Annotated in this window: 14 protein-coding genes; 11 read left to right on the top strand and 3 right to left on the bottom strand. The window is 65.0% G+C overall.

All coding sequences use genetic code 11. The features are described 5' to 3' along the window. Both BX604_RS22960 and BX604_RS22965 read right to left on the bottom strand, forming a co-directional pair. Window positions 1-738 (bottom strand): GntR family transcriptional regulator, encoded by a 738-nt coding sequence (locus tag BX604_RS22960; RefSeq protein ID WP_098553170.1) that lies wholly within the window; start codon window positions 736-738, stop codon window positions 1-3. A 35-nt stretch (window positions 739-773) separates the two neighbouring features. Next, window positions 774-1325, bottom strand: a complete 552-nt coding sequence (locus tag BX604_RS22965; protein ID WP_098553171.1) for a VOC family protein — start codon at window positions 1323-1325, stop codon at window positions 774-776. Window positions 1326-1565: 240 nt separating this feature from the next. On the opposite strand from BX604_RS22965, the gene BX604_RS22970 reads away from it, so the two are divergent. Genes BX604_RS22970 through lpdA form a run of 3 tightly spaced genes read left to right on the top strand, consistent with a single transcriptional unit; the run spans window position 1566 to window position 6510 of the window. Beyond that, window positions 1566-3797 (top strand): alpha-ketoacid dehydrogenase subunit alpha/beta, encoded by a 2232-nt coding sequence (locus BX604_RS22970; RefSeq protein WP_098553172.1) that lies wholly within the window; start codon window positions 1566-1568, stop codon window positions 3795-3797. Window positions 3798-3832: 35 nt separating this feature from the next. Continuing rightward, the gene (locus BX604_RS22975; protein WP_098553173.1) at window positions 3833-5104 is read left to right on the top strand and encodes a dihydrolipoamide acetyltransferase family protein; all 1272 of its coding nucleotides are present in this window, start codon (window positions 3833-3835) and stop codon (window positions 5102-5104) included. 8 nt (window positions 5105-5112) lie between these two features. After that, window positions 5113-6510, top strand: coding sequence for a dihydrolipoyl dehydrogenase (gene lpdA, locus BX604_RS22980; RefSeq protein WP_098553174.1), 1398 nt, complete (start codon window positions 5113-5115; stop codon window positions 6508-6510). Window positions 6511-6672: 162 nt separating this feature from the next. Here lpdA and BX604_RS22985 read toward each other — a convergent pair whose 3' ends face one another. Further along, a complete protein-coding gene (locus tag BX604_RS22985) occupies window positions 6673-7614 on the bottom strand; it encodes a dihydrodipicolinate synthase family protein (RefSeq protein WP_098553175.1) in 942 nt (313 codons plus the stop codon). A gap of 947 nt (window positions 7615-8561) precedes the next feature. Between BX604_RS22985 and BX604_RS22990 the strand changes: the two genes are divergently transcribed. From BX604_RS22990 to BX604_RS23025, 8 genes are all read left to right on the top strand, one after another. Then, window positions 8562-9611 carry an ABC transporter substrate-binding protein gene (locus BX604_RS22990; RefSeq protein WP_257146399.1) on the top strand — a complete coding sequence of 350 codons (1050 nt, stop codon included), beginning with the start codon at window positions 8562-8564 and terminating at the stop codon, window positions 9609-9611. 42 nt (window positions 9612-9653) lie between these two features. Further along, window positions 9654-10547, top strand: a complete 894-nt coding sequence (locus BX604_RS22995) for a branched-chain amino acid ABC transporter permease (RefSeq protein WP_098553177.1) — start codon at window positions 9654-9656, stop codon at window positions 10545-10547. Beyond that, window positions 10540-11427, top strand: a complete 888-nt coding sequence (locus BX604_RS23000; RefSeq protein ID WP_179894858.1) for a branched-chain amino acid ABC transporter permease — start codon at window positions 10540-10542, stop codon at window positions 11425-11427. Before BX604_RS22995 ends, BX604_RS23000 begins: the two co-directional genes overlap by 8 nt. Then, window positions 11424-12215, top strand: a complete 792-nt coding sequence (locus BX604_RS23005; protein ID WP_098553179.1) for an ABC transporter ATP-binding protein — start codon at window positions 11424-11426, stop codon at window positions 12213-12215. Before BX604_RS23000 ends, BX604_RS23005 begins: the two co-directional genes overlap by 4 nt. Further along, window positions 12212-12931 (top strand): ABC transporter ATP-binding protein, encoded by a 720-nt coding sequence (locus BX604_RS23010; RefSeq protein ID WP_098553180.1) that lies wholly within the window; start codon window positions 12212-12214, stop codon window positions 12929-12931. The genes BX604_RS23005 and BX604_RS23010 overlap by 4 nt, the downstream gene beginning before the upstream one ends. Before the next feature lie 74 nt (window positions 12932-13005). After that, window positions 13006-14325, top strand: coding sequence for an NAD(P)/FAD-dependent oxidoreductase (locus tag BX604_RS23015; protein ID WP_098553181.1), 1320 nt, complete (start codon window positions 13006-13008; stop codon window positions 14323-14325). Window positions 14326-14785: 460 nt separating this feature from the next. Beyond that, a complete protein-coding gene (gene dapA, locus BX604_RS23020; protein WP_257146400.1) occupies window positions 14786-15712 on the top strand; it encodes a 4-hydroxy-tetrahydrodipicolinate synthase in 927 nt (308 codons plus the stop codon). 241 nt (window positions 15713-15953) lie between these two features. After that, window positions 15954-19421 carry an indolepyruvate ferredoxin oxidoreductase family protein gene (locus BX604_RS23025; protein WP_098553985.1) on the top strand — a complete coding sequence of 1156 codons (3468 nt, stop codon included), beginning with the start codon at window positions 15954-15956 and terminating at the stop codon, window positions 19419-19421. Window positions 19422-19875: the final 454 nt, after the last annotated feature.

Consider the following 19875-nt stretch of genomic DNA (forward strand, 5'->3'; position numbering starts at 1 on the left):
TCATTCTCCTTCAAACAGATCGTCGTGTTGTTCGAGCTCCTTGCGGGTCCGGCGGATATGGCCGTACAGGACCCGTTCGGCTTCTTCTGCATCGCGTCGCTTGATGGCCTCGACGAGCAGCCGGTGCTCATAGTTGATGATCCAGCGCTTTTCGCTGCCGAGCAGCTTGGTGTACGCGCGGCGATAGTGCTGCGTGGTGTTCCAGAACCGCTCGACCATCGTGTTGAGCGACGGCATGCCGGATGCCTGGTACGTCAGCAGGTGGAACTCGCGATCGAGCCGCAGGAAGTGCTCGATGTCGCTCGTCCCCGGTGTTTCCGTGCCGCGTTCGATTTCGTCGCACAGCGCCTCGATGCGCGCGATCGTTGCGTCGTCGAGCCGGTGAATGCTCTCGCTGAGCGCGAGCGGCTCGATGCGTTCGCGAATCTTGTAGATCTCGACGCATTCCTTCAGGTTAAGTTGCGACACCCACGCGCCGCTATTGGGCACGAGCGTCACGAGCCCTTCGGATTCGAGCATCCGGAAGGCTTCGCGCACCGGCAGCCGGCTCGCGCCGAACCGCTCGGCGATTTCTTCCTGATAGATGCGTGCGCCCGGGCGCAGCGTCCCGTCGAGGATCGACGTGCGCAGCGCGTTCGCGACCCGCCGGCTCGCCACGGTTTCCGCGTGTTGTTCAGCGGTTTTGTCCGACGACGCGTGCGTGTCGTTCTGCGCGGGTTCCCGCTTTGCCTTGACCATCGGTTGTGTCCTCACATCGTGCCGTTGCCGCGCGTTCAAGCGTCCGGCTTGCCTGGATGCCAAAGCCGGACTGCCGCGTCGGCTTCGTATGCCTTGCCGTTCGGGAAGCTCACGAGTTCGAGCTGCATCCCCCACGGCGCGAGGAAGTATAGCCAACGCTGTCCCGCGCTCGGCCCCTTGCTGAAGGTGGGCTCGCCGAGCGTGCGCACGCCCTTCTTGCGCAGGTACGCGGCGGCCACGTCGATGTCCTCGACGTAGAACGCGAGGTGATGGCCGCCGACGTCGCTGTTGCGCGGCGGCTCGCGCCGCTGCTCCGGCGCGGCGTATTCGAAGATCTCGAAGTTCGGCCCGTTCTTGCAGCGAAAGAAGCGCAGCTCGCGCATCACCGTGCGCGGCGCGACGTTCAGGTGCGTCTGCATCCAGTCGTCGTCCGACGCGAACGGCCCGAGCGAATACACCCATTCGCAGCCGATGACGTCGACGAAGAACCGCGTGGCCTCGTCGAGATCGGGCACGGTGAAGCCGATGTGTTCGGTGCCGACGAGGCCGGGCAGGCCGCGTGCCGACGAAGGGGAAGAGAGGGTCATCGTGTCTGCGGACGCCGCCGGTTGAAAGGATTGGAATGAAGTGTAATGGATCCATGTATGCGAATCAATGCCGAAGTAAACCCGTAAACACCGCAAATTTTCTTGCGAATGGATCCATAGTCTGGGAAAGTGCGGCCAGTGACACAGCCATTCCCGTCGTCGCGAACGCTGGCCGGCCGCCAGGATCGCGACGTTTTTCGCCGTACGAGGCACCCCGATTTCCCATCAAGAGAACGTCCAATGCCAGACATCGTTGCCCTTCAACCCGCCGCGCCGTGGATCGAGCTGCACACCACCGACGCGGACTGGGACGCCGCCGATCCCGCGCTGCTCGCGACCATGCTTGCCCAACTGCACCTGATCCGCGCGTTCGAGGAAACCGTGCTCGAGCTTGCCGGGCAGGGGCTCGTGCACGGCCCCGCGCATTCGAGCATCGGCCAGGAAGGCGGCGCGGTCGGATCCATCCTGCCGCTCACCGCGCACGACACGATCAACGGCGCGCATCGCGGCCACCATCAGTTCCTCGCGAAGGCGCTCACGTATCTCGCGCCGGCCGGCATCGATCCGCGCGAGCCGGTCACGCCCGCGATCCAGACGCTGCTGCAACGCACGCTCGCGGAAATCCTCGGGCTCGCGCAGGGCTTCTGCCGTGGGCGCGGCGGCTCGATGCACCTGCAATGGAACGAGGCGGGCGCGCTCGGCACCAATGCGATCGTCGGCGGCGGCGTGCCGCTCGCAGCCGGTTCGGCCTGGGCGCATCGGCATGCCGGCACCGACGCCGTGGCGTTCACGTACTTCGGCGACGGCGCGACCAACATCGGCTCCGTGCTCGAGTCGATGAACCTGGCGAGCGCATGGAAGTTGCCGCTCGCGTTCTTCATCGAGAACAACGGCTACGCGGTGTCGACCAGCGTTGCCGAGTCGACGGCGGAGCCGCGACTGTCCGCGCGCGGTCTCGGCTTCAGCATTCCCGCGTGGCGCGTGGACGGCATGGATCCGCTCGCGGTGTACCTCGCGACGCAGGCCGCGCTCGAACACATGCGTGCCGGCAACGGGCCGGTCGTCATCGAGGCGCAGGTCTACCGGTTCTTCCATCAGAACGGCCCGTTCGCCGGCAGCGCATTCGGCTATCGGTCGAAGGACGAGGAGCAGGCATGGCGCGTTCGCGACCCGCTGCTGCGCGTCGCGGCGCAGATGCAGCGGCGCGGGCTGATCGACGCGGACGGCGTCGCGGCGCTGCGGGCCCGCGCGCAGGCGGCGATGGCCGACGCGGCCGCGGCGCTGACGGAGGCCGACGATGGCGCGCCGCATCCGAAGGGCGGCATGAACGGCACGTCGCTCAAGCGCCGCATTCGCGCGGAACTGTGGCCGAAGCCCGATTTTCGCGATGTCGGCCTGCGCGGCGACCTGAGCGAATTACACGGCGCGCGCGTCGAGGAGCAGTCGACCTTCGCCGGCAAGCTGGCGTCGCGCCGCTTCATCGACGTCGTCGCCGACGTGATGGCGCGCCGCATGGAAACCGATGCGCGCGTCGTCGTGATGGGCGAGGACGTGCATCGGCTGAAGGGCGGCACGAACGGCGCGACCCGCGGGCTCAGCGAGCGTTTCCCGGGGCGCGTGCTCGGCACGCCGATCAGCGAGAACGCGTTCGCGGGCCTCGGCGGCGGGATTGCGCTCGATGCGCGCTTTCGTCCGGTCGTCGAATTCATGTACCCGGATTTCATGTGGGTCGCCGCCGACCAGATCTTCAACCAGATCGGCAAGGCGCGCCACATGTTCGGCGGCGACAGCCGCGTGCCGCTCGTGTTGCGCACGAAGGTGGCGATGGGCACCGGCTACGGCTCGCAGCACTCGATGGATCCGGCCGGCATCTTCGCGACCGCGCCGGGCTGGCGGATCGTCGCGCCGTCGACGCCGTTCGACTACGTCGGCCTGATGAACGCCGCGCTCGCGTGCGACGACCCGGTGCTCGTGATCGAGCACGTCGACCTGTATGCCGCGACCGGCGATGCACCGGTCGACGATCTCGACTACCAGTTGCCGTTCGGCAAGGCCGCGGTGCGCCGCAGCGGCGAACAGCTGACGATCCTCACCTATCTGTCGATGGTTGCGCATGCACTCGACGCGGTGGCGGCGACGAACGTCGATGCCGACGTGATCGATCTGCGCTGGCTCGATCCGGCGAGCATCGACTGGGACACCATCGGCGCGAGCATCCGCAAGACCGGCAACGTGCTGATCGCGGAGCAGGGCGCACGCGGGACGTCCTACGGCGGCTGGCTTGCCGACGAGATCCAGCGCCGCTTCTTCGACTGGCTCGACCAGCCGGTGCAGCGGGTGACCGGCGGCGAAGCGTCGCCGAGCATTTCGAAGGTGCTGGAGCGCGCGGCGATCGCGCGCACCGAAGAGGTGGCCGATGCGCTGCGCGACGTGATGGCGGCAAAGGGCACGCCGCTGACGCTCGCCGCGTGACGGCCGATTCGAATACGACCGAGGAACGAAGATAAATGGCGAAGATTTTTCGCATGCCGGAGATATCGGCGAATGCGACGCATGCAGTGTTGCAGAGCTGGGTCCGGCAAGTGGGCGATGCGGTGAGCGCGGGCGACGCGATCGCCGAGATCGAAACGGACAAGGCGCTCGTCGAAGTGAACGTCGACGAGGACGGGACGCTCGCGCGCGTGCTGGCGAAGGCCGGCGACGAAGTGCCGGTCGGTGCGCCGATCGCAGTGGTGGTCGGGCGCGGCGAAGCGGACATCGATATTGATGCGCTGCTGGCCGGGCACCGGATCGACGCGGGCGGTACGGCGAACGGTGACGCGGATTGCGCGGCGAACGACTCGATCCGTATAGATGCGGCCGCAACGAGTGCGACGGCACACGGGCGCGTGTTCGCGAGTCCGCTGGCGCGCCGGCTGGCTGCCGCGCAGGGCATCGCGCTGGAGACGCTGCGCGGCTCGGGGCCGAACGGACGCATCGTCAAGCGCGACGTCGACGCTGCAGCGGACGCGGCGGGGCGTCAGCCAGCCGGTTCCGGCGGCATCGTGCCGGCGCGGGTGCCTGCCGCGCCCCCGGCCGCTGCGTCCACGACGTTGCCCGATGGCGTCGAAGCGATTCCGCATACCGGCATGCGCCGCGCGATTGCGCAGCGGCTCGCACACAGCAAGTCGACCGTGCCGCATTTCTATCTGGACGCAAGCTGCCGTGTGGACCGCCTGATCGCGCTGCGTGCGGAAATCAACGCAAGCGGTGCGACGAAGGTGTCGCTGAACGATTTCGTCGTGAAGGCGGTCGCGATGGCGCTGCGCCAGGTGCCGCAGATGAACGTGACGTGGTCGGACGAGGCGCTGCATCGCCATGCGCATGCCGACGTCGCGGTGGCCGTGTCGACGGACACGGGTTTGCTGACGCCGGTCATCCGGCATGCCGACGACCTGACGCTGTCCGCGTTGAGCACGCGGATCGCCGGCCTCGCGACGCGCGCTCGCGCGGGCCGCCTGCTCCAGACGGAACTGGAGGGCGGCAGCTTCACGGTCAGCAACCTCGGCATGTACGGCACGGAGTCGTTCAGCGCGATTCTGAATCCGCCGCAATCGGCGATTCTCGCCGTCGGCGCGGCGACGCCGCAGCCCGTCGTCGTCGACGGGGCGCTCGCGGTCGGCACGCTCATGCGGTGCACGCTGTCGGTCGATCATCGCGCGATCGACGGTGCGCTGGCCGCGCAATGGCTGAAAGCGTTCGAGCAGCTCGTCGAAAACCCGCTGTCGATCCTGGTCTAGAGGTCATCATGAATGAACAGCGATTCGACATCGTCGTGATCGGCGGCGGGCCGGGCGGTTACGTCGCGGCGATCCGCGCCGCGCAGCTCGGGATGAAGACGGCGATCGTCGAGAAGGCGGCGCTCGGCGGCATCTGCCTGAACTGGGGCTGCATTCCGACGAAGGCGCTGCTCCAGACCGCGGATGTCCTGCGTCTGCTGAAGCGCGCGGGCGATTTCGGGATTCGTGCCGAGGTGCACGACGTGCAGCTTCAGGATGCGGTGCAGCGTTCGCGCGACATCGCCGCGCAACTGGGGCGCGGTGTCGCGCACCTGATGAAGAAGAACGGCGTGCGCGTGTTCAACGGGCGCGCACGGCTGAAAGGCGACAAGCGTATCGAGGTCGTGACCGGCGATGGCGATACGGTCGGGCTCGTGGCCGGGCACGTCGTCCTGGCGACGGGTGCGCGGCCGCGCGAGCTGCCGTCGCTGCAACCGGACGGCGACACGATCTGGACGTACTTCGATGCGCTTCGTCCGGCGACGTTGCCCAAGCGCCTGCTGGTGGTCGGCGCGGGAGCGATCGGCATCGAGTTCGCCAGTTTCTATCGCGCGCTGGGCGCCGAAGTGACCGTGGTCGAACGGGCCGCGCAGGTGCTGCCGAGTGAAGACGAAGAGGTCAGCGCGGCGCTCGCGCATGCGTTGAGCGCGCAGGGCATCGTGCTGCGCACGGCCAGCGGCGTGACGCGTGCCGAGCGGCGCGCGCCGGGCGGCTGGCGCGTCGAGGTCGACGGCGCGCAGGCGGGTTCGCTCGACGTCGACGTCATCCTCGTTGCCGCGGGCGTGACCGGCAACGTCGAGGATCTCGGGCTCGAGCACACGCGTGTGCAGGTCGATCGCGGCTACATCGTCACGCATGGCTTCGGCGCGACGGACGAACCCGGCGTCCATGCGATCGGCGATGTGGCGGGCGCGCCGTGCCTCGCGCACAAGGCGAGTCACGAGGGCGTGTCGTGTGTGGAGCACATCGCGGGGCTTCACGCGCATCCGCTCGACACGAACCGGATTCCGGCGTGCACGTACAGCCATCCGCAGGTCGCGAGCATCGGTATCAACGAGCAGCAGGCGCGGGCGGCCGGGCGAGCGGTGCGGATCGGCCGCTTTCCGTTCGCGGCGAACGGCAAGGCGTTGGCCGCGGGCGCGACCGAGGGCTTCGTGAAGGTGCTGTTCGATGCCGATTCGGGCGAGCTGCTGGGCGCGCACATGGTCGGCAACGAGGTGACCGAGATGATCCAGGGCTATGCGATCGGGCGGCAACTCGAAACGACCGAGCAGGAGTTGATGAGTACGGTGTTCGCGCACCCGACGCAGTCCGAAGCGATGCACGAGGCCGTGCTGGCCGCGTATGGGCGTGCGCTGCATGTGTGAGTGGGGGGAGGTTTGTCGGGGCGTGTAGTTTGCGCTGACGCAGCCCGACCTTGCGAGGTTTCCACCGGACGCCCCAAACGAAAAAGCCACGGATTCCTCCGTGGCTTTTTTCATCACGCGGCCGTTTCACGGCCGCGTATCGCAAGCATCGCGCGAAACCGCTTACGCGATCGTCTTCGACCAGTTCGCGTACCAGCTGCGGAACAGCGCGTACTGCGCTTCCGCGTAGTTGCGTTGCGCGTCGCTCAGTGCATCCGTTTCGTTGAAGTGCAGCGTGTATTCCGTGTCGCCGTTCAGCACCATCAGGTGCTTGTAGAACAGGACCAGATCGCAGCCTTCGTCGAACGACGACAGCACGGCCAGCGCCGATTCCAGTTCCTTCGCACGCACACGCGCCACTGCATCGCCTTGCGCGGCCTTCTTGCACAGGTCGACCAGTTGCAGCACTTCGCGCGGCAGCGCGTTGCCGATACCGGTGATCGCGCCTGCTGCGCCGCAGTTCACGAAGCCGTGGAACACTTGCGTGTCGACACCGGCCATCAGCGTCACGCTATCGTCCTGCGACGTGATGTTTTCCGCTGCGTAGCGCATGTCGGCGGCGCCGCCGAATTCCTTGAAGCCGATCAGGTTCGGGTGTGCGCGGCGCAGTTCGAAGAACAGGTCGGCGCGGGTCGCGAAACCGTAGTACGGGCTGTTGTAGATCACGGCCGGCAGGTTCGGCGCGGCGTTCAGGATCGCGGCGAAGTGGGCCTTCTGGGCTGCCGGCGACGCGCCACGCGACAGCACGCGCGGGATCACCATCAGGCCGTGCGCGCCAACCTTGGCGGCATGCGCCGCGTGCGACACGGCTTCCTTCGAGTTCACGGCACCGGTGCCGACGATGGTCGGCACGCCGGCTTTGACCAGGCGCGCGACGCCTTCCTGGCGCTGCGCTTCGGTCAGCAGCGGCCAGTCGCCCATCGAGCCGCAGTACACCACCGCGCGCATGCCGAGTGCCACCAGCTCCTTGCCCTTCTTTACCAGCGCGTCGAAATCCGGCTGACGGTCAGCGGTGCACGGAGTCATCAGGGCCGGAATGGTGCCGGTAAAAATGTTGTCGCTCATCTCGTTTCCTCACATTCAGATAGGGTCAACTGCCATTGCTGGCAACGTGGGCTGCATGCGCGCTCGCCGTCTCGTTCGTGCTTCTTGCGATCCGGACGGCGGCTGGCCGCCTCTTGTTTGCCTCGGTGCCGAAACGTTGCCTCCGGTTCCGCCCGAGAGTCAGCCATCGACGGAAGTCATTCTAGCCAGTTCGCATATTTTATACAATATAAAATAAAAGGGGCGTGACGAAACGGGTCGTTCCGGGGGCGTGACAGGGCGGAAACCCGCGTCGCAGCGGCTTCCGGCGGGGATGGCGGGCGTATGCCGATGACGCGGGACGATGTCTCTTTCGGGGCACTTGCTCGCGAACCGCCCCATCATGGGAAATGGAAGATGACGAGAGGAGATTGGGCGACGGCACGCCGTGTCGGCGAGAGGGGCCAAAGTGATCGCCCGTGGTCAGAATCGCCCACGCAACAGCGGGACAGCCGGCCGCGCCGTCGACCGACTGTCATGACCGCCGGGCGTCGGGGCGTGTGGCGTGCGACCCGCATCGAGGTTGCGGTATCACGGTACGACGATGGCGCGAGATCGGGGAAAGCTAGAATACAAAAGTGTCGACACTATGATAGCCTGAAAGCATCGATCCACTTCGCTCCCATCCGTCAAGCCTGACTGGATCGTCCCATTGCACGCTTGGGACGACATGATTGTCGCGAGCAGGCTCGCCGGATAGATAACCGTGGTTTGCCGGCAGCAACGGCCTCCAGCTGACTGCCGCGCGGGGCGGAGGCGACGCACGGTTGCTGTCCCGATGTCTTGTCAGGCCCGCGAAACTTTATTGACACGCATTTTTTTGCGCTAATGTGTCGACACTTGTGTAGTTTATAACTCTCCGTTCAAGGGGTGCCACCATGAAGTTTGCGAAAGTGCTGTACACCAGTGTTGCCGCGACTGTCTTGTTGATGTCGGCCGGTGCGTCGCTTGCCCAGACCGTATCGTTGGGCGCCGTGCTGCCGCTTACCGGCGCCAGTGCATCGGTTGGCGACGACCAGCGGCGAGGCATCGAGCTTGCCGTCGAGCAGGTGAATGCCCGCAATGGCGTGCTCGGGCGGAAGCTGCAGGTCATGGTGGAAGATTCGGGCGGGGTCGCCGCTACCGCGCTTGGCGCCGCACGCAAGCTGGTCTCCGTCAACAAGGTGCCGGTCGTGATCGGGGAGTTCTCGTCGGGAATCACGATTCCAGTCGCCGAGTATGTGGTCCAGCAGGGTGACGTGCACATCAACATCGGTTCGTCGAGCCCCCAGGTCCGGAAGATCGGCGACGGGTCGTTCAGCGTCATCGGCCTGGATGATCTTTCGGCCCGCTTTGCCGCGACGGATGTGTTCGCTCAGAACCTCAAGGATGTCGCCTTCATCGCGCCCAACAACGCATACGGGCAGGGTGTCGCCTCCGAGTTCAAGAAGCGCTTCGAAGCCATCGGCGGCAAGGTGTCGTCGCTCGTGCTGTACAGCGAAGGACAGTCGACGTACCGCCGTGAGCTTCAGCAGATGAGCCGGTCCCGGCCGCAAGCTTACGTCTACAGCGCATACGGGCAGGAAGCGGCGACCATCAACCGCGAGGCCTATGAACTCGGGCTCAACAAGACAAAGTGGTACGGCATCTACCTGACGATGTGTACCAGCGATACGGTGCCGCAGGCTGCACAGGGGCAGGAGGGACTCGAGGTCGCGTCGATCGGCCAGGGCGGAAAATCGTACGAAGACGCGTACCGCCAGAAGTACAAGGAAGCGCCGAAGTCGTCGTTTGGCAGCTATGCGTATGACGGTGTCATGGTCTCGGTTGCCGCGATCAACAAGGCCGGGTCGACCGACCCCGCGAAAATTCGCGCGGCGATGCATGCGCTCGGTTCCTATAGCGGCGCGACCGGTACGATCTCGTTCGACGCGGGCGGCCAGCGCCAGGACCAGCCGTACGACAAGGTCAAGTTCGATACGAAGGTCGTCGCCCGATAAGCCCTGTCGCGCTTCTGCGCGGCAGGCTCCAGGAGAGCTGCCATGCTGCAATTCCTCGTCGACGTGCTGATCCGGACGTCCGACATCACGCTCGTCGCTGTCGGTCTGAGCGTCGTCTATTCGCTCGTCAAGTTTCCCAATGTCGCTCATGTGCAGTACGCGATGCTGGGCGCGTTTGCGACGCTGGGTTTCACCAAGACCGGCCTTCCTTTTTCGCTTGCCCTGATCGGCTCCTGCATCGGCACCGGGCTGCTTGCGGTGGTGCTGAATGCGCTGGTGTTCAAACGGCTGCTTCGCTCGGGCAGTTCGATCGCCATGATCGGCTCGCTCGCGATTTCGATGATCCTGATTGCGTCGATTCTGGGCGTGGCGGGCTCGCGTCCGTGGCGGTATGCGTCGACGCTGTCGAGCCCGTTGCAGGTCGGTTCCACGACGATCTCGATCGACCAGGTCACGTCGATCGCGTGCGGGGCCGGCTGCGTTGTGCTGCTCGCGATCCTGCTGTTCAGGACAGGCGTCGGGAGATCGATGCGTGCGATGTCGGCGAATCCCGCTCTGGCCGCCGCAACGGGTGTCGATGGTGTCCGCGTGGTGAACGGCATCACGTTCCTGAGCGGCGTGCTGGCTGCGCTGGGCGGGACGATGCTCGGTCTGACCGAGACGGTGCACGTTGGCCTCGGGAGCAATCTGCTGCTGCCCGTATTCGCCGCGGCGATTCTCGGCGGGCTCGGCAATCCGCTCGGTGCGGCGGCTGGCGCACTCTTGATTTCGATCGCGGAAACGCTCGTGACGAACCTGGATTTCGGCTGGATGTTCGGCACGTCGGATGTGTATGTCCCCGCGACGTACATCAGCGCTGCACCATTCCTCATCTTGCTCGTCACGTTGCTGTTCAAGCCGTATGGCATTTTCGATCGGGAGGTCCGACGTGTATAGCTTCGTTCTCCATGTCGCTACGCTGAGCTGCATCTACGCGCTTCTCGCGCTTGGCTTGAACCTCCAGGCCGGTTTCGCGGGCCTGCTCAACTTCGGATTCGTGGCGTTTGCCGGCGTGGGGGCATACGCTTCGGCAATCATGTCGACGCTGGGATATCCGGTGCCGGTGGGACTCGTGCTGGGTGTGGCGGCTGCGATGGCCATCGGATTCGTGATGGCCAGCCTGGGCCGCAATCTTGCGTCGGACTACTGGGCAATCGCAACACTTGCGATTGCCGAATTGATCCGGACGGTGGCGTTGAATGAAAACTGGCTGACCGGGGGAGCGCAAGGGATCAGCGGTGTGCGCCCCATGATTGCGACGCGTTCCGGTGCGGAAAACGACCTTGTGTTCTTCATGCTTGCACTCGTATTGACCGTGATTGCCTACTTCGCATGTCGTCGACTGTCGCGCGGACGATTCGGGCGGGCAATCCGACTGATGCGCGAGGAGCCTGCATTGGCGACGAGTCTCGGATATCGGCTGGTTCCGCTCAAGGTCAAGGCGACGATGACCAGTGCCGCGGTTGCATCGATCGGCGGTTCGCTGCTGGCTCATTACATGAGCTTCGTGGGGCCCGATTACATGCTCGCATCCGAGACGTTCGTGGTCTGGACGATGGTCATGATCGGGGGGCTCGGAAACAACCTCGGGGTCGTGCTCGGCGCATTCGTTGTGGAAGTGATCTACAGCGCCGTGCCGTTCGTCAAGGATTACCTCGACATCAACAGCGATATCGCCGGTGCAGTGAGGCTTGGCACGATTGGATGCGTGCTTCTGGCATGCCTGCTCCTTCGTCCTGGCGGCATTGTTCCTGAACGAATCCGGAGCCCGCAATGAGCACGATTCTCCGTTTGCAGGACGTCGACAAGTCGTTTGGGGGCAATCACGTGCTTACCGGCCTGAACCTTCAGGTACGAACCGGTGAGATCGTCGGCCTCCTGGGGCCGAACGGATGCGGCAAGAGCACGGTACTCAATGCGATCACCGGTTATTGTTCGATCGAACGAGGCGTGATCGAAATCGACGGCGCGGCCGTCAACGGATTGCCTCCCGACAAGATCGCGAGGAAAGGCGTCCGGCGCACGTTTCAGCTTCCGTCGATGCCAACCCGGATGACGGTGAAGGAGACCGTCATGGCTGCATCGGTTCGTCGTCACGGATTGATGAGTACGCTGGCGGGATTCGGTGCGGTTCGAAGAATCGAATGCGAGACGCGGGATCGCGCAGAGCGTCTTCTGGACGAACTGCTCCTGACCAAAGTGGCCCATTTGCCCGCGGCATCGATTTCGGGCGGGCAGAAGAAGCTGCTTGGCATCGCCTGTGCGCTGATGGAGCAGCCGGCACTGCTTCTGCTGGACGAGCCGATGGCCGGCGTGCATCCGAACCTGCGGGCGGAGCTGGTCACGACGCTCAAGCGGATCAACGCGCAGGGCATTACGCTGGTCATCATCGAGCACGACATGCACTTCATTGCGGAAACCTGCAGCCGGTGCGTCGTGCTGGACAAGGGAAAGACGGTTGCGGACTGTCTGCCCACGGAGCTGGAAAACCACGAAGGCGTTGTCGAGGCCTATCTCGGCAAGAAGCGCCCCTTGAACCGTCAGGCAGTGGGAGCAGCCTCATGATCTCGGTCAGAAACGTAGTGGCGGGATACTCGCGGGACGTCGACATTCTCCGCGGCATCTCGATTGGCGCGAAGCAGCCGGAGATCGTGACCATCCTGGGCCCGAACGGTTGCGGGAAGTCCACGCTCCTCAAGACCATCGCGGGTTACCTGCTGCCGAGACAGGGGGCGATCTCGCTGGACGATACGGACATCGGACACGTGCCGGTGTTCAGGAAGATTCGTCAGCACGAGATCGGATTCGTGCCGCAAACCGACAACGTGTTCGGCACGCTGTCGGTCTGGGAAAACCTCGCGCTCGGCGGCCAGTTCATGTCCGAGCAGGATCGGCGGAACAGGCTCGACCAGTTGTACGCGATGTATCCCGTTCTTGCACGAAAATCGGCCGTGCGAGCATCGAGTCTATCGGGTGGCGAGCGTCAGCTGCTGTCGCTGGCCCGTGCGCTGATGCCTCGCCCGCGATTCCTGCTGCTCGACGAGCCCTCCGCCGGGCTCTCGCCGAAGATGCTGTCGGAAGTGTTCGACGCGATTGTCGAACTGCGCGATACGGAACATGTCGGGGTGTTGATGGTGGAGCAGAACGCGACGGAAGCGCTCCGTATCTCGGATCGAGCCTATGTCCTGTCGATGGGGCAAGTCGCGCTCGAAGGCAATGCCGCCGATCTGTTGGCGAGCGACGAGATGCGAAGGCTCTACCTGGGCGGGCGAACACATTGAAGCGGTACGTGCATGCCCGTTGCGCGGAAGCCGGCCACGGCGGCCTCTGATTCGCTCCATTCCAGGACCTTGCCATGCTTGATGCACATCGCGACTCCAGTCGCTTCCCGCCGTCGCTATGGGCGGCGACCTCGGCCCCGGCCCTGCCGACCACGCCGCTTCCGGCCGGCACGACCTTCGCGGACCTGCTCGTGATCGGAGCCGGCTTCACGGGCGTCAGTGCCGCGCTGCACGCGGCGCAACGTGGCGCGCGCGTGGTCGTACTCGAGGCGGCCGAGATAGGCTGGGGAGCGTCAGGGCGGAACAACGGCCAGGTGATTCCGGCGATGACACGCGCCGATCCCGATGCGATCGTCGCGGAATACGGTTCGGACAAGGGTGAATCGCTCGTCTCGATCATCGGCACATCCGCGGATGCCGTATTCGATCTCGTGCGACGGCACCGCATCGACTGCGCCGCCGTGCAGGCCGGCTGGATCCAGCCGGCGCATCGCGAGAGCCGCCTCAAGCTCGTGCAGGCGCGCGTCGACCAATGGCAGCGGCGTGGCATCGACGTCGAGATGCTCGACCGGGATCGCACGGCAGCGCTGACCGGTTCGTCGTTCTGGCGTGGCGGCTGGCAGAACCCGACCGGTGGGCACTTGAATCCGCTGGCGTTCGTTCGTGGGCTGGCGCAAGCCGCGCGGGACGCCGGCGCCAGCCTCCATTCCCGGACGCCCGTGTCGTCCCTGGTTCGGGACGGGAGCCATTGGGTGGCGTCGCACGGCGGTGCCCGCGTGCTTGCGCGCCGGGTGTTGATCGCCACCCATAGCTATACCGGGCGAGCGACGCGCGCGCCATGGCCCGGTATCAGTCACGCGCTGCTCCCGATGAGGTCATACCAGATCGCGACACAGCCGTTGCCCGACGCGCTACGCGCCACCATCTTGCCTTTCGACCATGCGATGTCCGATACGCAGGCCGATCTTCATTTCGGGCGTTTCGACCGGGACGGTCGGTTCGTCAGCGGCGGAGCGCTCGTGGTGCCCGCCGGGTTTGAACGTCGACTTCCGGCGCGGATCGGCGAGCGGCTGCGGCGCATGTATCCGCAGCTGAACGACTTTCCACTTCGGTTCGAGTATCTGTGGCATGGCGATTTCGCGATTACGCCGGATCGGATGCCGCGCTTCGTGCGGCTCGACGACGGTCTCTATACCTGGTTCGGTTGCAACGGGCGTGGCGTCGCATTGTCGACGGTCGCGGGGCGCGAGCTTGCCGAAGTCGCGTTGACCGGGGACGAGAATCGATCGCCGCTGCCGTTCTCGACGCTCCGGACAATTTCCGCGCATGCATTCGTCAGGCGGCTCGCAATCGGCGCGATGCTTTATTACCGATGGAAGGACCGGCGCGATTAGGCGGGCCGCGCATGAGACGGCAACCCGTCGTCGGATACCGGATGCGCGTCGCATCGGGCGCGGAAACGGTGCGCCGACCGACGCGACGCGATCCGGACGTCATGCGTTCACGCATCTTCCTCGAGGGCGTCCGTTCGACCTGACCCGATCGTTCGTCATTGCCCGACTGCGCCGCGCCGCCGCGGCAGTCGCTGCCGCACTTGCGAGCCTGTCGTGCGTCAGGTCCGCGGCAAGCCCGACGACGATTCCTGCTCCAGCCAAGCGAGCACGGATTCGAGCGGTGGTATCCGGTGTCCGTCGCATGAACATGAAGCGGCAAAATCAACATCAAAGTGTCGACACTTGTGTATCATTGTGAGTGTTGCGAAGCTGCCTTCCGTCGGTTGGCAAAGGTGTCGTGGGAACCAGCGAGCTGGCCGGTGGCGCTCGCGAAGCCGCAGAAACCGCGCAGGAGAGAGACATGGATTATTCAATGACCCGCGTACCGCTTTCGGTCGAATCGACGTTGCCGCGCGGCAGTATCGTCGCGCTGATTACGCCATTCATGAAGGACGGGGGCCTGGACCGGGCGGCTTTGCGCACGCTGATCGACTTTCATGTCGAGAACGGCACGGCTGCTGTCGCTGTTGCCGGCACGACCGGGGAGTCTTCGACGCTTTCGCATGCAGAACACCGTGAAGTCATCGCTGCGGCGGTCAGGTACGGCGCGGGCCGGATTCACGTCATGGCCGGCGTGGGCGCGAATTCGACTGCGGAAGCCGTGGCGCTTGCGCGGTTCGCGTCGGAGGAGGGCGTCAGTTCGGTGCTGAGCGTCGTGCCGTACTACGTCAAGCCCACGCAGCAGGGGCTGGTCGATCATTTCACCGCGCAAGCCGACGTCATCGACATTCCGCTGGTGCTCTACAACGTTCCCGGGCGCACGGTCACCGACATGACCGTTGCGACGGTCGCGCATCTCGCACGCCATCCGAACATTCGCGGCCTGAAGGATGCAACCGGAGACATGGCGCGTGCGGTCGAGATCCTGGCTGCGTTGCCGCCGGAGTTTGCGCTGTACAGCGGGGACGACTTCACGTCATTGCCGTATCTGATTCTCGGCGGGTGGGGCGTCATTTCCGTTCTTGCCAATATCGTGCCGGCGAAGGTCGCCGAGCTTTGCTCGCTCGCTGAGCATGGCGAGATTGCACACGCACGCCGCATGTTCGTGGAACTCCAGCCGCTGACGCGCGCGCTCTTTGCAGAAACCAGCCCTGGCCCGGTCAAGTACGCCGCCAGCCTGCTCGGGCAATGCGCCGCGACGATGCGGTTGCCGCTGGTGATGCCCGAGGAGCCGACACGCCGGCTGGTCGAACGATGTGTCAACGGAGCGCTCGAGCATGTTGCGTGAACCTTCGAGCGGCTGCACCGGCGATTTCGCTGTCGACGGCCTGCCCGATCCTGGCGCACTCGACAGGCTCGCTCGATGGTTCGCGGCGAACGGTCGTTCCGCTTCGACCGTATGGCGCGCGGTGTGCCGGACGCGCACGAGATGATGATCGCCCGCTCGTTGCCGGCGCGCGAAATCGACATGTGGAACTGGACGGCTCCATCCCGGAAGCGGGTAGCGGAGCGAAGGAGTGAACGTGACAATGCATAAAGTTACCCTCGACGACAAGTATGCGCTCGACACCGGCCGGATCTTCCTCACCGGCGTCCAGGCCCTCGTCCGGCTCCCGCTGATGCAGCATCGCCGCGACAAGGCCAGCGGACTCGACACCGCAGGTTACATCTCCGGTTATCGTGGATCGCCGCTTGGTATGTATGACGCGGAACTCGGCAAGGCGAAGCCATTCCTCGACGGCGCCAACGTCGTCTTCGTGCCTGGCGTGAACGAGGATCTGGCCGCGACCGCGGTCTGGGGGACGCAGCAGGCCGAGGTCGGCGGTGAAGGCAAATACGACGGCGTGTTTGCGATCTGGTACGGCAAGGGCCCGGGCGTCGACAGGAGCGGCGATGCGTTCCGGCACGCGAATCTGGCCGGCAGTTCGAAGCACGGCGGCGTGCTCGTCCTGATGGGCGACGACCACACCTGCGAATCGTCGACGACCTGCCACCAGTCCGAGTTCGCGCTGGTCGACGCATCGATCCCGATCCTCAGCCCGAGCGGCGTGCAGGAGATTATCGATTACGGTCTGTACGGCTGGGCGTTGTCGCGCCATTCGGGATGCTGGGTCGGTCTGAAGTGCGTGAAGGACACGGCAGATGCTTCGGCGGCCATCGACGTGGATCCGGAGCGTGTGAATGTGGTCGTGCCCGGCGATGAGGCGATGCCGCCGGGCGGGTTGAACCTGCGGCAACCGGATACGCCGCACGAGCAGGAGTACCGGCTGCACAACTACAAGCTGGACGCGGTGCGCGCTTTCGTCCGCGCGAACCGGCTCGACAAGGTCATGCTTGGCAATGCGAAGCGTCGCATCGGCATCGTCACGCACGGCAAGAGCTATCTGGATGTGCGTCAGGCCATCGACGACCTGGATGTCACCGACGCCGAACTGGAAGCGCTGGGCGTCGCGATCTACAAGGTCGCATGTACGTGGCCGCTCGAACCGGAAGGGCTTCGCGAATTCGCCAGCGGGCTGGATCTGCTGATGGTGGTGGAGGAAAAGCGCAGCCTGCTCGAGTCGCAGATCAAGGACATGCTGTATCACGTGCCGAATGCGCCCGCGGTGATCGGCAAATCAGACGAGCACGGCAAGAAGCTGTTTCCGGTGGAGATGTCGCTCAACTCCGTGCAGATCGCCATCGCGCTCGGTCAGCGCATCGCGCATCTCGACGGCGGCGGCAGGCTCGCCGAGCGTGTGACGTTCCTGGCCGAATTGAGCGAGGTCGCGTTTGCGCCCGAGGCGATGCAGCGCAGCTTCTACTTCTGCAGCGGATGTCCGCACAATTCCTCGACGGTGATCCCGCAGGGCAGCAAGGCGTATGCCGGCATCGGATGCAGCTGGATGGCGCAAACGATGGACCGCAATACGCTTGGCTATACCCAGATGGGCGCGGAAGGCATGGCCTGGGTAGGCGAGGCGCCGTTTTCCACGCGAACGCATATGTTCCAGAACATGGGCGACGGCACGTACTTTCACTCGGGGTTGCTCGCCGTTCGGGCCGCGCTTGCCGCCAGGACGAACATCACCTTCAAGATTCTGTATAACGACGCGGTTGCAATGACGGGGGGGCAGCGTCACGACGGTCAGTTGAGTCCGATGACGATTTCCACTCAGGTGCATGCCGAGGGCGTGCGCCGCATCGCGGTCGTCTCCGACGATCCGTCGAAGTATCCGGCGGACGCAGGATGGGCGCCCGGCGTGACCATTCATCACCGCTCGGAGCTGCAGAAGGTACAGGAGGCGTTGCGTGACATCCCGGGCGTGACCGTGCTTGTCTACGACCAGACCTGCGCGGCCGAAAAGCGCCGGCGCCGCAAGCGCAAGCAGTTCCCGGATCCCGCAAAGCGTCTGGTGATCAACGATCTCGTTTGCGAGGGGTGCGGTGATTGCGGCGTGAAATCAAATTGCGTGTCGTTGGTGCCGCTCGAGACCGAGTTCGGGCGCAAGCGAGAGATCGATCAATCGTCGTGCAACAAGGATTACTCGTGCAACAACGGTTTTTGCCCGAGTTTTGTGACCGTGCATGGCGGGAGTCCGAGGCAAGCGGCCACGATCCGGCCCGACGCGACGCTTTTCCCGGCGCTGACGGAGCCTGAATTGCCGTCGCTCGAAACGGGTGTATTTTCGATGATCGTCACCGGTGTCGGCGGCACCGGCGTCGTGACGATCGGTGCGATTCTCGGCATGGCCGCGCATCTCGAAGGCAAGGGGTGCGGCATCCTGGACATGGCCGGCCTCGCGCAGAAAGGCGGTTCGGTGTGGTCCCATCTGCGATTCGGCAAGAACCCTGCCGCGATCAAGGCGATCCGAATCGCTACCGGCGGCGCGGATGTCGTTCTCGGATGCGACATGGTCGTGGCCGCCAGCCGCAAGACGCTCGCGGCCACCCGCAAGGGCGCGACTCGCATGCTGGTCAACACGCACGAGGTCATGACGGGGGAGTTCACCCGCCACCCGGATCTCGCGTTCCCGGCGTCAGACCTGCGCGCCGGCATGGTCGACGCTGTCGGCGAACAGCACGTCGAATTCGTCGACGCGACGAAGTATGCGCTCAGCCTGTTCGGTGACACGATTGCCGGGAACATGTTCATGCTGGGTTACGCCTATCAGCGCGGCCTGATCCCGATCAGTGCGGACGCGATCCATGCCGCGATCGAGCTCAACGGGGCGGCGGTCGCCTCGAACCAGGAGGCGTTTCGGTGGGGGCGTCGTGCCGCGCTGTCGCCGAGTGCGGCGGAGAAGGCGCTGGTTGCGGCGAAGCCGCGACGGGAGTCGCAGCATATTTCCACGACCGTCGACGAGATGATCGAGCGGCGCGCGGTGTTCCTCACCGCGTACCAGGACGCCGCCTACGCGCAACGCTATCGCTCGCTGGTGTCGAGGGTCCGCGAATGGGAGCGTCGCATCTCGCCCAAGGCGGACGTGGTCACCCGTGCAGTCGCGAGCGTCTACTTCAAGCTGCTTGCCTACAAGGACGAATACGAAGTGGCACGACTGCATTCGTCGCCCGAGTTCGTCGAGAGCCTGAAGCAGCAGTTCGACGGCGATTTCCGGATCGCATTCAACCTTGCGCCTCCGCTGCTGTCGGGCAAAGACGAACTGACCGGCGAACCGCGCAAGAAGGAGTATGGCGCGTGGATTCTGCCGGTTTTCCTGATGCTCGCGAAGCTGAAATGCCTGCGTGGAACGGCTTTCGATGTATTCGGCCACACGGCGGAACGCAAGCTGGAACGCAGCCTGATCGCCCGCTATGAGCAGACCGTCGACGCGATCATCTGTCACGGGAATGCCCGGAATCTGCAGGCGGCGCTGCGCGCCGCGTCGATCGCCGGAAAGATCCGCGGATACGGACACATCAAGGAGCGGAACTTCCAGTCGCTGGACGCAGAATGGGGCGCCGCCGTGGCACAGCTTTCGCGTCCGGCGGTCATCGCGCTGAAGGAGGTCGCGTAGACGTCGCGGCGAGCAAAGAGGGGAAGGGAGGAGACATGAAATTTCAATGCGAGCGGGGCGGAAAAGCGGGGCAGGTGACCGGCGCATTCGGCGACCCGGGATAGCATGTCGATGGATGCGCGGCACGCGATGCGCGGGTGGCGCATCGCGCTCGGTGCCCGACTGGCTGCGTCGATTCGCAAACTCGGGCCGAGTGCGGCCGCATTCGAACTGGACGCGATCGATGCAATGTCAGTCGACCGATTTCGCCGGGGACGTGATCAACATCGCATCGGTTCCCGGTCTGCGCGTTGCGCGGCAGGCCGTCACAATAGGGTCTGCAAGGCCGGGGTGGTTCGGATGGCCACGGCGCCCGTACTGGCACGCGCGCAACATCGGATTCGCGTGAACGCGATCGTACCGGGCTTACTTTGCAACGGACGCCGGCGCGCAATGCGTCACGGGCCTTCCGATG

This window comes from Burkholderia sp. JKS000303, from assembly GCF_002563755.1.
In the GTDB taxonomy this organism is placed as follows: domain Bacteria; phylum Pseudomonadota; class Gammaproteobacteria; order Burkholderiales; family Burkholderiaceae; genus Burkholderia; species Burkholderia anthina_B.